The organism is Winogradskyella eximia (assembly GCF_003386165.1).
In the GTDB taxonomy this organism is placed as follows: domain Bacteria; phylum Bacteroidota; class Bacteroidia; order Flavobacteriales; family Flavobacteriaceae; genus Winogradskyella; species Winogradskyella eximia.
On the sequence record NZ_QRDV01000002.1, the window covers coordinates 503146 to 516561 of the forward strand.

General features: G+C 34.2%; 11 protein-coding genes. 1 reads left to right on the forward strand and 10 read right to left on the reverse strand.

What is annotated here, in order from left to right; translation table 11 throughout:
• Positions 1–26 precede the first annotated feature (26 nt).
• The 5 genes from DFQ10_RS07900 to katG form a co-directional block, all read right to left on the reverse strand.
• Positions 27–893 (reverse strand): helix-turn-helix domain-containing protein, encoded by an 867-nt coding sequence (locus DFQ10_RS07900; RefSeq protein ID WP_115816858.1) that lies wholly within the window; start codon positions 891–893, stop codon positions 27–29.
• A gap of 162 nt (positions 894–1055) precedes the next feature.
• On the reverse strand, positions 1056–1778 hold the full coding sequence (locus tag DFQ10_RS07905; protein ID WP_115816859.1) for a cupin domain-containing protein: 723 nt from the start codon (positions 1776–1778) through the stop codon (positions 1056–1058).
• A 274-nt stretch (positions 1779–2052) separates the two neighbouring features.
• Positions 2053–2802, reverse strand: coding sequence for a hypothetical protein (locus DFQ10_RS07910; RefSeq protein ID WP_115816860.1), 750 nt, complete (start codon positions 2800–2802; stop codon positions 2053–2055).
• A gap of 457 nt (positions 2803–3259) precedes the next feature.
• A complete protein-coding gene (locus DFQ10_RS07915; protein ID WP_115816861.1) occupies positions 3260–3733 on the reverse strand; it encodes an ankyrin repeat domain-containing protein in 474 nt (157 codons plus the stop codon).
• A 73-nt stretch (positions 3734–3806) separates the two neighbouring features.
• Positions 3807–6038, reverse strand: coding sequence for a catalase/peroxidase HPI (katG, locus tag DFQ10_RS07920; RefSeq protein WP_115816862.1), 2232 nt, complete (start codon positions 6036–6038; stop codon positions 3807–3809).
• A 212-nt stretch (positions 6039–6250) separates the two neighbouring features.
• Between katG and DFQ10_RS07925 the strand changes: the two genes are divergently transcribed.
• Positions 6251–6493 carry a putative signal transducing protein gene (locus tag DFQ10_RS07925; RefSeq protein ID WP_115816863.1) on the forward strand — a complete coding sequence of 81 codons (243 nt, stop codon included), beginning with the start codon at positions 6251–6253 and terminating at the stop codon, positions 6491–6493.
• Positions 6494–6722: 229 nt separating this feature from the next.
• Here the strand turns inward: DFQ10_RS07925 and guaB are convergent, their stop codons facing one another.
• From guaB to DFQ10_RS07950, 5 genes are all read right to left on the reverse strand, one after another.
• Entirely contained in the window at positions 6723–8195 is a 1473-nt protein-coding gene (gene guaB, locus DFQ10_RS07930; RefSeq protein ID WP_115816864.1) for an IMP dehydrogenase, read from the reverse strand.
• Between the two features lie 97 nt (positions 8196–8292).
• Positions 8293–10491, reverse strand: a complete 2199-nt coding sequence (locus tag DFQ10_RS07935; RefSeq protein WP_115816865.1) for a PepSY domain-containing protein — start codon at positions 10489–10491, stop codon at positions 8293–8295.
• 10 nt (positions 10492–10501) lie between these two features.
• The gene (locus DFQ10_RS07940; RefSeq protein WP_115816866.1) at positions 10502–10987 is read right to left on the reverse strand and encodes a DUF2271 domain-containing protein; all 486 of its coding nucleotides are present in this window, start codon (positions 10985–10987) and stop codon (positions 10502–10504) included.
• 13 nt (positions 10988–11000) lie between these two features.
• Entirely contained in the window at positions 11001–12482 is a 1482-nt protein-coding gene (locus tag DFQ10_RS07945) for an ankyrin repeat domain-containing protein (protein WP_115816867.1), read from the reverse strand.
• 25 nt (positions 12483–12507) lie between these two features.
• Positions 12508–13410 carry a DUF6607 family protein gene (locus DFQ10_RS07950; RefSeq protein ID WP_115816868.1) on the reverse strand — a complete coding sequence of 301 codons (903 nt, stop codon included), beginning with the start codon at positions 13408–13410 and terminating at the stop codon, positions 12508–12510.
• Positions 13411–13416 lie beyond the last annotated feature (6 nt).

The window sequence follows — 13416 nt, forward strand, 5'->3', positions numbered from 1 at the left end:
AAGTTAGACCTATTGTTATACGGTTATTAAACGGACAGTTGTGCTTTTTGAAATTTTAAAGGAGTAATACCATGTTCAGTCTTAAAAACTCTTGTGAAATGTGCTGGACTTTCAAAACCACAATCAAAAGCCACTTCATATATTTTTTGCTGCGTATGCTCTAATAATGTTTTAGCATGAAGAAGGCGCTTTTTAGTCAGCCATTTTCCGGGAGAAGTGTCGTAAACATTATAAAAATCACGATTAAAAGTACTTAAGCTGCGATGAGATAGTCTGGCAAACTCATCTAGTGATAGATTATATATAAAATTAGCCTCCATGATATTTTGAATAGAGGGCTTTACATCTTGCGAAATCTGCTTAAAGTAACTCCCAATTTTGGGATTAGATGAAAGTGATAAAATATTGACTAATAATTCCTGAAATTTAATTTCCATCAAATATTTTGAAGGCTTTTCCTGATTAAAAAAGTACTCCACCATAGATGTAAAATAGGTATTTAATGTCCGATCTAAATTTAGAGGGATCACACTATCACTAGGGATCTTGGTTTTTAGACTGCTGCCTATATCTGGTTTTTGGGAAATAAAATCTTTTATATAATCATCCGGAATAAAAATGACCATGGCACAAAAATCGGAATCAAAAAACTTATGAATAACGTTAGCACCTTTTTTTACAAAAAGCACCTCATTAGCATGAGCCATATAGCTATGTTCTAATGTTCGCCATTTCTTTTTACCTTCTAATATATAAATAAAGTAGTTGAGATGAGACCATGCGGTGAAAATCGATTTTTCCTCCATACATCGATATTCCGAAAACATAAGTGAAGACACTTCAATTTTCTTGAATGTAGGATTGCTTTTTGCTGTATCGTAACCGTTTCCCATAGTTTTTGAATCATATAGATAGCTTAAAGTTACAATTTTAAAGCAGAATCATCGTATAAGAATCAGAATATCAAATATTAAGCTCCGTTTTTTGAACATTGTAAAATTGAGTATTGATAAATAACAGGCGTGATACCACCAATTCAAAGTAAAACTAAAATGCTAATCAATTTTTGCAGGCTTTAAGATCATATCATTTTCTAATGCAAGTGTTGCAAATTCTTCTGCACTTAGTGCTGTAGATGCTTTTCCAGGTGATGCACTTACTTTTTTAAAGAAATTCAACAAGCCATGTTTAGCATTTGGTATCGTTGCGAAAACCAATTTTAAAGGGGTATCTCCTGTGTTTTTAAATGAATGCCATTCCCCTGGTGCCGTATACCATACGTAGCCTTCCTTAACAACAGTCTCTATACGCTTAGCGTTCTCGTAACTGATAACAATCCCCTCACCAGAAATAAAATAAGCAATTTCTTCCGTTTTATTATGCTTATGTTCAGGGAGCGCTCCACCGACTCCTAATTCATATTTTGCAAAACCTGAAGACGCATTAGGGTGACTTTCAGCATCCATATAAATTTGAAGCATACCTCCCGAACCTAGATGGTCTTTACGTTCTGGAAAAATCCACAATTCTTCTATAGAATCTGGATTCATGATGCGTTTACTAGTATCAGATTGGGAAGAATGATTATGCGTGTGTGGTTCCGTGTCGTCTGCATGATGATGTGATGCTATGCGTTCTTCATCAATAGAGATTTTGGCGATGTCTTCAGTAGTTTTTTTGTCATGGTTAGCCTTTTCACCACAACCTACAACAACATTACATAGGAGTAATAAAACGCCTAATACCAATACTTTAATAATATTCTTATTGTTAATCATAATGATTTGTTTTAAAGGTTTTACAGAGATTAAGTTGATTATGATACAAAATTAAAAAGAATAAACACTCCTCAATTGACCAAGCCTTTCAATAAATTGACTGAGTATGTCAAAACTATAATTTTGAAAGAAATTGCAGCCTCATTTTGATTCTGAACCATAAAAAACGAGGGGCAACAACGCATATAGTGTATGGCTAATTCTTGTACACGTACAAATACTAAAGGCCAAAAATAACACCTTAGACAGTTTTTAAGGCACATCTAAACCGCAACTACAAACATTTCAAAACCGCAATACCAACACTATCTTTAGCATTTAAAACATACAAAGCTCCATCAACCTCTTGGTAAAACCGCACACCAAGCACACATAGCGTAGTACCAAGTCCACTAGGCAAAGTATTGGGTTCTAAAGTCACCGTAGCACCAGCATAAAAACGATCTAAAACCAAAGTTGTAGCCATATGCATCTCGTAAACCAAGCTGTTAAAATCAAAATCCAACACACCAAACATCAACGCAATATGAGTAGCACCTTCTACAAAGCCCACCTTTTCAATATCAAAATCAGCAATACTCAAAGCCAAATCAGTGTTAGAAACACCAAACTCAAAAGGTAAAACCTGCCGTACAAGGCACGCTGGTGTATAGTTAAACTGTTGTAATAATTGAAGACCTTGCTCCTGCTCTATCCCAGAAGCAACACAGCGTTCCCCACGTTTATGTGTTGTATCCAAAGCCTTTAAACGTGTAAACAAACCCATCAATCGACTATGAAAATGCGTAAAAGTATAACCTTTATAAAACGGAACCAAAGCAGATCTAAACGCTTTATTCACCGCAGAACAATGCCCAAACTCATTGGCGTTCTCTCGCACGCGCTGCATACTAGCCTTAGTCTTTATCGCTTTACCATTAAACCCACCACCCGCGCGTCGTGCAATCGGTTTCCCATTCAAATAATAAAAATTAATACCATTCAAGGTTCCTACTAAAGGGATAATTCCGGTCTGTTGTGCCATAACGCCTCAATTTAAGTTAAACACTTACAATACAGCAATATACAAAAATAAATATAATAGCTTAACCTAAAATAAGGATACACTAAAACAAGCGTATGGGAACAGCAAAACAGGAAGAAACATTAGGAGTTGGCACTTAAATTTTAAGGAAGAAAAAGGGGTATAATTACATCAGAATTTATGTAAAAACCTGTATAATCATTTTAGCATGGATCACTTCTATAAAAAAAGAAACACAAAAAATAGGTTATAGCGTGGTTATAGCATACTTATAATAGTGTTATAGTAACCTTATAGCATGGTAAATTAAGTTATAATTAGTGTTAAACATCCCGAAAACACTCATAAAAGACAAGAAGTATTTCGAACACAACAAATTGAATCTAAAAAAAACTGAGTGTAAAAAAAGCCCTAACACGCCAATTTTAAACTCAGTTTTTATTTTTAGTATCGCTTTCTACGAGCTTAAAAGTGCAATAAGCTCAGTAAATTTCTTGTCTTTTGCATGGTCTAAAGCGGTTTTACCATCAGCATCTTTAATACTAGTATCTGCTTTATAGTCTAATAGTAATTTTACAATATCAATTTTATTGTATTGTGCAGCAAACGTTAATGCCGTTATGCCACTATTATTTACGGCATTTAGATCTGCTCCGTATTCTAATAAGGTCGTTGCTATGGCAATATTGCCTTTAAAACTTACACCAATTAAAGCCGTATTACCTGAAGCGTCTTTTGCATTAAGATCTGCCTTATGATCTATAAGCAGTTGTGTTGCCACTTCGTTATCAAAATAAGTTGCTAAAATGAGCGGAGTAAATCCACGAGCATCTTTTTCGCTAATTAATTTGGGATTTATATGTATTAAGGCTTCTAATCTGTCTTTATCACCAGAACGAATCGCCTCGAAAAACACATCTATATCTTTCATCTTCTTACTTTTTTAAAAGAAAAAGGAATGAGTTTTTAAGCCCACTCCTCTTTATTCTTCTTAATTCATTTAATTATTTTAAATCAAAACGATCTAAGTTCATCACTTTAGTCCATGCAGCAACAAAATCTCTAACAAAGCGTTCTTGCCCATCGTTGGCGCCATACACTTCAGCTATAGCTCTTAATTCTGTATTAGACCCAAAAATTAAATCGGCACGTGTACCTTTAAACTTTACCTCACCAGTTTTACGGTTACGACCTTCAAAATAACGATCATCTTCAGATGTTGCTTTCCATGTGTATGTAAAATCTAGAATATTTTTAAAGAAATCATTAGTTAGACTGCCAACCGTATCTGTAAACACACCATAGTTAGAACCATCATAGTTAGCACCTAACACACGTAAACCACCAACTAAAACGGTCATTTCAGGTACAGACAAGGTTAATAAATTCGCACGATCGACTAATAAATCTTCAGCGGCAATTTTTAAATCTGACTTGATGTAATTTCTAAAACCATCAGCTAAAGGTTCTAAATAATCGAAAGCTTCAATATCGGTTTGCTCTTGTGTAGCATCTCCTCTACCGTCAGCAAAACTAAGTACAACATTATAACCAGCATTTTTAGCCGCTTGTTCTACTCCAACATTTCCTGCTAAAACAATTAAATCTGCTATAGAAATAGCACCTTTAAATTGGTTTTTAATACCTTCTAAAACGGCTAATACTTTATTTAATTCAGCAGGATTATTTACTTCCCAGCTGCGTTGTGGTTCTAAACGCACACGTGCTCCATTGGCTCCACCTCTTTTATCAGAACCTCTAAATGTAGATGCTGACGCCCAAGCTGTCGTCACCATTTGAGAAATTGTTAATCCTGAATCTACTATCATACCTTTTAATACAGACACCTCAGCATCACTTAAAGAGTAATCTACTGTTGGCACAGGATCTTGCCATAATAATTCTTCTTTAGGAATTTCAGGACCTAAATAACGTGAAATTGGTCCCATATCTCTGTGCGTTAATTTGTACCATGCACGTGCAAAAGCATCTTCAAAAGCTTTATGGTCTGCATGAAAGCGTTTAGAAATTTCTAAATAAATAGGATCTACTTTGAGCGCAATATCTGCAGTAGTCATCATTAAATCTTGTCTGCCATTTGGGTCTCCTGCTTTTGGAGCTCTTTTAGCATGTGATGCTGCGGTTGGTTTCCATTGGTGTGCTCCTGCCGGACTTTTAGTTAATTCCCAGTCGTAATTTAGTAACACGTCAAAATAATCTGCATCCCATTGAATAGGATTTGGTGTCCATGCACCTTCTATTCCACTAGTAATAGTATCATCTAAAACACCTGTACCGAATGAATTTTTCCAGCCTGTACTCATTTCTTCAATTGGTGCTCCATGTGGTTCTTTACCAACATATACATTAGGATCTGCTGCTCCATGGGCTTTACCAAAGGTATGACCACCTGCAACAAGCGCTACAGTTTCTTCATCGTTCATTGCCATTCTTGCAAAAGTCTGTCTAACATCTTTTGCAGAACCCATTGGATCAGGATTTCCGTTTGGTCCTTCTGGATTCACATAAATCCATCCCATCATTACAGCAGCTAAAGGATCTTCTAAATCACCATCTTCATAACGGTCTTCATTTTCTCCCCAAACCGTTTCACTTCCCCAATATATATCTTGTTCTGGTTCCCAAACATCTTCTCGTCCACCTGCATAACCAAATGTTGGAAAACCCATTGATTCTAAAGCACAGTTTCCTGCAAGAATCATTAAATCTGCCCAAGAGATTTTATTACCATATTTTTGTTTGATAGGCCATAATAACAATCGGGCTTTATCTAGGTTACCATTATCTGGCCAACTATTTATAGGAGCAAAACGTTGGTTTCCAGCTCCTGCACCACCTCTACCATCACCTACTCTGTACGTTCCTGCACTATGCCAAGCCATACGTATCATTAAACCTCCGTAATGTCCGTAATCTGCAGGCCACCAATCTTGTGAGTCCGTCATTAAATCCGTGACATCTTTTTTAAGGGCTTTAAAATCTAAACTGTTAAACGCTTCAGCATAATCAAAATCGTCTCCCATAGGATTAGACTTCGTTGCATTTTGACGTAAAATATTTAGTTTTAATTCATTTGGCCACCAATCTCTATTTTCAACACCACCTCCAGCAGTGTGTTTAACTGTACCGCTTAAATAAGGACATTTAGCTGCGCTTTCATTAATATCAAAATTTTTGCCTTGGGGAGCGTCGTTTGCATGAGGATTCTTTTCCATATATTACAATTTTTATGTAGTTTAATTTTTTATAAATTTATGCATTAATGCACTTTAGGCTTAAGTTACGCATTTTTTTAATTTATTTTTTGATAGCTAAAAACTATGAAAACATAAATAACCATAGTCAATACAAATAAAATTATGAATTATTTAGTAAATAATATCGATAAAATTTCGTAACTTTTCTATATCAATTAAAACATACAATTATGAGCACTACAGAATATACAAAAGTTTATTACGGTAATTTTATTTTAGTTTCACGTGTTAAAGAAGAATTAGAACATGTTGGTATCGTTCCTATTATTAAAGACGAAGGTGAATCGCAACGTTTAGCTGGCTATGCCTCAATGAATCAAGGGTTTCAAGATCTTTATGTCCATAACGATGAGTTAGAGAAAGCTATGGTTATTGTTAATAGAGTGAAAGCTGAGATGGATGCTGCTTCTTAAAGTGATGCAGGTATTATAAATAATCAATATAGCCATACTGGTGTTTTCTATGAACTAAATGCCTCTTTTAGAATGAATTTAGTTCATAGTGAGATGCTGATTCATGTACTAATTCATGCAAGTTCTAATAGCTTTAAACTATTATAGAATAACCCTTAATAAAAAAAACAGCATCGTAATGATGCTGTTTTTCTATTTTTATAATAAACTTCTTCTAAACAGTATTTACTTATCTAGAATAATTTGGTGCTTCCTTAGTAATAGTAACATCATGTGGATGACTTTCATTAATACCAGAACTTGTGATTTTCACAAAACGTCCGGTTTCTTTTAAAGTGGCAATATCTTTAGCACCACAATAGCCCATTCCTGCTCTAAGTCCACCAATAAACTGATGAATACTTTCTACCAACTCACCTTTATATGGCACACGACCAACAATACCTTCAGGAACTAATTTTTTAATATCGTCTTCTACATCCTGGAAATAACGGTCTTTACTTCCTTGTTTCATGGCTTCTACAGAACCCATGCCTCGATAAGACTTAAACTTACGTCCTTCATAAATAATCGTTTCTCCTGGACTTTCTTTTGTTCCTGCTAAAAGCGATCCTAACATTACGGTATCTGCACCAGCGGCAATCGCTTTAGGAATATCTCCTGTATAACGAATTCCACCATCAGCAATCACAGGAACTCCTGAACCTTTAATAGCCGCAGCCACTTCTAAAACTGCAGAAAACTGAGGAAAACCAACTCCTGCCACTACTCTAGTGGTACAAATTGAACCTGGTCCAATACCAACTTTCACTGCATCAGCTCCAGCTTCTACTAAATATTTTGCGGCTTCACCTGTAGCGATGTTACCAACAATAACCTCTAGTTTTGGAAATTTCTTTTTAATCTCTTTTAAAACTAAAACCACACCTTTGGTATGACCATGAGCAGTATCTATAATCACCGCATCAACACCTGCTTTTACTAAAGCCGAAGCGCGTTCTACAGCATCTTCTGTAACTCCAATAGCTGCTGCTACACGTAAACGTCCGAAAGAATCTTTATTGGCGTTAGGCTTTTGCGTCACCTTAGTGATATCTCTAAAGGTAATTAAGCCTTTAAGTTTATAATTGTCATCAACAATAAGTAATTTTTCAATTTTATTTTGTTGAAGAATTTTTTCAGCATCTTTTAAAGATGTTCCAACAGCGGCAGTCACTAAATTTTCTTTAGTCATAACGTCAACGATCGCTTTTTTGCTTTCGTGCTCAAAACGTAAATCTCTGTTGGTAACGATGCCTTTTAATATGCCGTTATCATCAACGATAGGAATTCCTCCAATACCATGCTCTGCCATATTAGACTTCGCATCAAAAACGGTTGCTGTTAACGGTAAAGTCACAGGATCTATAATCATGCCGCTTTCAGCACGTTTTACTTTACGCACTTTATCAGCTTGTTGGTCAATCGTCATGTTTTTATGCAACACACCTATTCCACCTTCTTGCGCCATGGCAATCGCCATTTTACTTTCGGTAACCGTATCCATTGCTGCAGAAATCACAGGAATGTTAATGGTTATGTTTCTCGTAAATTTAGTTTGAATATTGACTTCGCGAGGAAGAACTTCGGAAAATGCTGGAACTAAGAGTACGTCATCGTAAGTAAGACCTTCTCCAACAATTTTATTTTCGTGTGCTGTCATGGCAATTAAAATTTAATTGCACGCAAAAGTACAATTTATATTGACAAATTATAAGATATTTAAAGGCTATTTGCAACACTTAACAATCTATTAATAATCAATAACAATCCATTTTAAGCTGATCGTTGTTTTCAAATGCACTTAACGGTTTGTCTAAGTGTGTTGTAGTGATGGTATGCAATACCTCTAAAACGCGATTTTGCATGGCTACAGAACCACAAATCATTACCACTCCACCTGTATTTAAAACACGGCTTAATAAGTCTTGATGCTCTAAAATTAAATCTTGAACGTAAATTTTATCTTTCTGCTCTTGTGAATAGGCAATATGAAAACTAGATAAGTTTTTCTTACTAAATGCCGAATCGATAATGTTTTCGTAAATATTTAGAGAATCTTGTGTGCGTCCTCCCCAAAATAAATGGTTCTTTGTTTTAATATGATTCTCATTAATCATTCCTAAAAACGGTGCAATTCCGGTACCGTTGGCTATCATTACCACTTCTTTTACATCGGTTGGAAAATGAAAATCTAAGTTTCGTTTAACTTGCGCTTTAACGATTTCATTGACTTTTAAGTTGTTAAAATAATTAGAACAGACCCCAAATTCGTGTTTTTTGATGCTTAAAATAATGTCATTTTCTATTTTACCAATAGAATATTGGCGTTCAACAAAATCGGCTTCAGGATATAAAGACAACAAATCACCAGACTCAAATTTTACTTTTTTTTGTGGTCGCAATTGCACTAAAAATGAATCGTCATTATTAGGCTCTGATTTATTAATAACCTTAAACTCCTTTAATTTTTTTAAATTGATTTGAGGTTTTTGAAACTTAATCTTTAAATCGTGATTTGTATGCTCATTCCATTGCTTAATCCATATTTTATAAGCTTCAAAGGATTGATTATTAATTTTGAAAAGCGGAAGGTGTTCCTCAAAATTGTCTTGCTTTTGAAACATCTCATCCACTTCAATGGCATATTTACAATAGTCAGGATACATAAGCGATCCAAAACCAACAATTGCATACTTCATCGTTTGCTTCTGCTGCACTTTTCGAAATACTTTTTCAAAATTTGAAGCACTTGTTGGTGCTTCACCTTCGCCATAAGTCGATGCAAAAACAGTGATATATTTCGCATTTTTATATTCTGAATACGCGTTTAAAGCTGTAATAAAAACCGAATGACCTTCTGCGATTAAAGCGTCATAAAATAGCTTGGCAGAATTAAAGGTATTGCCAGTTTCAGAACCCACTAAAATGATATAGTCTGCCTCATCTTTTTTAAATTTATTCTTAATTATCGAGGTTTCTTTTCGTCGTTTTAACGTCATAGAAAAGCCAGAATACATAAAAAACAAAATAGCCAAACTCGCTAATAACAATACTATTGACCAAAGGATAGTCCCTTGACCTGTATGTAAAATTAAGCTCCAATAAGACGCTAATACTACAAGCGAGGTTTTCTGGTTGCTGACGATAGCTCCTGTATATTGATTGACTAAAATTTCCTTATCCGATAATTTAACGGTGAAATAATCTTCAATATCATCAGAAAACGGAAACTCAACATAACTTACATCTTCAAGTTTTATGTTTTGAAACGTTTGAAACTCTAAGATGTCTAATTTGTTTTCAACAGCATCTTGCTCAGGATAATTGTGTGAGATTTTTGAATCTGGAAGTAAATCAAATTTTTCAAGCGATAGAAATACACCAGTCAGTGTAATAATTACAATAGGAATTAAAGCATATCGTCCTATAACAACATGGTAATATTGATCAAAGTTTTCTCTAACCACTTTAGAAAAGAAACGTTTGATACCACCTTGACGTTTTAATATTAGTTGAATTCCTGTTACTGAAATCAGAAATAGCAAAAAGGATACGACTCCTATTAAAACACGACCTGTTGTTTTTAGGAACAGCGAACGATGAAGGTTAGTTGCGAATTCATAAATAGGTGCTTTCTTAATAATATCATTTAATTTTTCGCCTGTAATGGGATTGATATAAAAGGTTTCACTGTCTCCTTCTTTGGTAATGACTGAGGCACTTACGAAATCATTTTTATCGACTTCGAGTGTAAATACCTCATCATATTCTTGTTGTAACACATTTAAGGTTTCAGCAAGAGACCTATCGTTTGCCCCAGAAACAGCATACGGTTGCAACTGATTTGTAATGGGTTCAAACGCTAAAATAGCACCTGTTACCGATGCTATTAAAATGAATAAAGAAGATATGACAGCCAATACTAGATGACTGTATCTCCAGATGGAAATGGTCATAGTATCTGTTTTATTGAGGCATCATTCGGATGTAACGGATAAATCCTTTTCCTTCTACTTTAGATTTTATGGTCTCTGAAGTTAATTCAAATTCCACATCACTTTCGTAATAGTCTTGATCTTCAACAGCGGTTTCAAATCTTAACTTGTAACCTTTATCTAATTTGTCGTTATCAATTTCAATGACATTAATGGTACGCTCTCCTCCACTCACTGTGGCTCCTGTAATAGCATCAATATCATTACGTTTTTTGCCGTAAAAGTCCCACCAAGACTCTACGGTATTATACCATTCATCATCGTCGCCAATAACGTTTAAGGTTTCTACATAGTCACCTTCAGGACTTAGTAATGAAATAACAATATAGGCTCCTTCACCTGTATAATTTGTCATTTGAATCATGCACTTATATTTTGCTGATTCTGTAAAATTAGTAAATGATACTAAACTAAAAACTACAATAAATAGTAATGCTGTAATGCGTATATTCTTCATCTTAAAAATTCTATTACTTTAAAAATTCTATTGAAACATTGTTTTTCTTTAACAACTCATTTTCTTGTGCTAAATCATAAGCAGATTCTTCAAAATCCGTAACGATATCTTTCTTTGCCCCATTTTCTATAAGAAACTTAAGAACAGAATCATCGTTAGCTTTTAATGCAGCTAAATGTAAAGCAGTATTACCTTCACTATTTTTTGCATTGATATCTTGATTCATATTTAATGCCAATTTTAATAAATCAAGACTATTTTTTTCAGCTGCTAAATGAAACCAATTATTTCCATTTTTTTGCACTTGAGCTAAATTGACCTTATTCGCTTTTAATAATGCCATTTTTTTAGAAAACACTTCCTTATTTCTCGTTGAATACGAATCAATTAAATAATAAATTAAATTATTTCCTTCATTATCTACAATAGTAGTTTTAGAGCCTTTATTGATTAAGAATTCTACAACATCTGAAGTATTTCCGCCTACAGCGAGCGTTAAAGCCGACTGCCCTTTCTTATTAGTATCATTATAGGTTTTTAAATTTTCAGCTAAAAGCTTAACAATCTCTACGCTATTTTTTGAAGCCGCATGCATTAATGCATTATTGCCTTTATGATCTTTAGTACTCACCACTAAACCTTTAGCTATTAGGAAATCGATAACTTCTTCATCTTTACTTCTTGCAGCTAAAATATGTAATGGTGATACCCCTTCTTTATCATATACATTTGGATTTAAACCTACACTTTCTAAGTACTTATAAACCTCAATACCATTAGCTGCACCTCTTGCCCCATTTGCCGCAAATATAAATGCTTGATCAGTGCCTTTAATTCCTTGTTTCAATAAGGCATTTAACGATTCTATTTGACCTTTTTTGGTAACGTAATTAAAAATACCATTCCCTTCACTATCAACACTATTAATATCTAATCCTTTAGACTGAAAATAGGATACCAATTTAAAATCTGGATCATTTGGTGCTGCTAATAATAAAGCGTTGGCTCCATCTGGATTTAAGTCCTTCTGTATGTCTGCTCCATATTTGATAACGAGATCATATACTTTAGTATTTTGTTGACCAGAACCAGCTGCGAAATTGATTATAGAATTCCCTTTATCGTCTGTTATATTGGTTTTTGCTCCATGCTCTAAAAGGTATTTCACCAATTCGTCATTACCTTTAAAAGCAGCCCAAAACGCATAGGTTCTACCATCGTGCGTTAATTTATTGACGTCATTTCCTTTTTGAGAAATTAAATAAGTAATGGTTTCTAAAGGTGCATCTTGTAACGTTGCGTAAACGACTCCATCAAAATTATTTCCATTGGCTTCAGCAGGATTATTGCCTTTATTTATTTTCTCTTTTATAATTTCTACCGTTGGCTGGGTTTTCCAAAACTCACGATCTAAAAAAATATTCTTATTCTGAGCAAAAGTGGATAATGACATTGCTACAAAAAGTATGAATAATGTTGATTTAATTATTTTCATATATGATGATTTATTTTAAACTTATTTATTTTACAAATGATTCTATAATACGATTAATGTCTTTTTTAGCTGTTATTTCGTCATCTAATAAGTATTTGAACAACACTTTATTATCCACTTTTTCAGCCAAGGTTAAATCTTTATTTCTGCCATAAACTGCATCCCATTTTGTTCTTACCAAAGCCCATTTATCTTGTTGTGCTTTCCACCAGTCTTTTGAAGCTTGACATCTACTATCATCCACTTTTTTATAGGTATTATACCCTTTTTCCTTGGCAATAATAACGTCTTCTTTTCCTATTTCTCGTAACACTTTCTCATTATCTTGATCGTGTACCCAACCATAGTTTGTTATCTCGTGACGGTTACCTCTTAATGTAATATTATAATCGCTGCGTTTGGTGTATTCGCGTCTTGGTAATGGTGCTGTTGTTGTGTTTTCCCAGTAATTTTTACCATCGACATGCACCCAAGTACCAGAACCTTCATAACGAGGACTATCATCTACCTGAAAAACTTTTTGTGTCCACTGCCCTTTTACATCATCCTTAGATTTTTTTTCAAAGGTCCAATTATTATCGCCATTATACATGTAAAACTCTTGATTTTGAAATAACCAATCTTGTCTCCAGTGTTTAATAATCATCGGACTATCTGGTCTCCCAACTTGTAATAAATGTTGAATTGAGATTTTATCATCCTCATCTACAATAGCAAATGCATACTCTAAACCTTTATCAACTTTAGTTTCAGAAGGTCTATAAAGTGAATCGCTACTATAGTTAAACGTCTCTGTAAAATTGAACGTTACTTCAAAACAACCACACATGGCTTTAATGGCTTCTTGATCTAGAGTTTTCTTTTTTTGTGCATTACTGCTTAATGTAAATGCTAATACAATAACTAAAACTGGTACTACTCTTTTCATATTTAA

What these genes read in the sequence shown, in the direction of transcription:
- DFQ10_RS07905 (WP_115816859.1), bottom strand. Translation starts at nt 1,778, where the DNA reads ATGATTAACAATAAGAATATTATTAAAGTATTGGTATTAGGCGTTTTA.
- DFQ10_RS07915 (WP_115816861.1), bottom strand. Translation starts at nt 3,733, where the DNA reads ATGAAAGATATAGATGTGTTTTTCGAGGCGATTCGTTCTGGTGATAAA.
- DFQ10_RS07950 (WP_115816868.1), bottom strand. Translation starts at nt 13,410, where the DNA reads ATGAAAAGAGTAGTACCAGTTTTAGTTATTGTATTAGCATTTACATTA.
- DFQ10_RS07900 (WP_115816858.1), bottom strand. Translation starts at nt 893, where the DNA reads ATGGGAAACGGTTACGATACAGCAAAAAGCAATCCTACATTCAAGAAA.
- DFQ10_RS07925 (WP_115816863.1), top strand. Translation starts at nt 6,251, where the DNA reads ATGAGCACTACAGAATATACAAAAGTTTATTACGGTAATTTTATTTTA.
- DFQ10_RS07945 (WP_115816867.1), bottom strand. Translation starts at nt 12,482, where the DNA reads ATGAAAATAATTAAATCAACATTATTCATACTTTTTGTAGCAATGTCA.
- DFQ10_RS07940 (WP_115816866.1), bottom strand. Translation starts at nt 10,987, where the DNA reads ATGAAGAATATACGCATTACAGCATTACTATTTATTGTAGTTTTTAGT.
- guaB (WP_115816864.1), bottom strand. Translation starts at nt 8,195, where the DNA reads ATGACAGCACACGAAAATAAAATTGTTGGAGAAGGTCTTACTTACGAT.
- DFQ10_RS07910 (WP_115816860.1), bottom strand. Translation starts at nt 2,802, where the DNA reads ATGGCACAACAGACCGGAATTATCCCTTTAGTAGGAACCTTGAATGGT.
- katG (WP_115816862.1), bottom strand. Translation starts at nt 6,038, where the DNA reads ATGGAAAAGAATCCTCATGCAAACGACGCTCCCCAAGGCAAAAATTTT.
- DFQ10_RS07935 (WP_115816865.1), bottom strand. Translation starts at nt 10,491, where the DNA reads ATGACCATTTCCATCTGGAGATACAGTCATCTAGTATTGGCTGTCATA.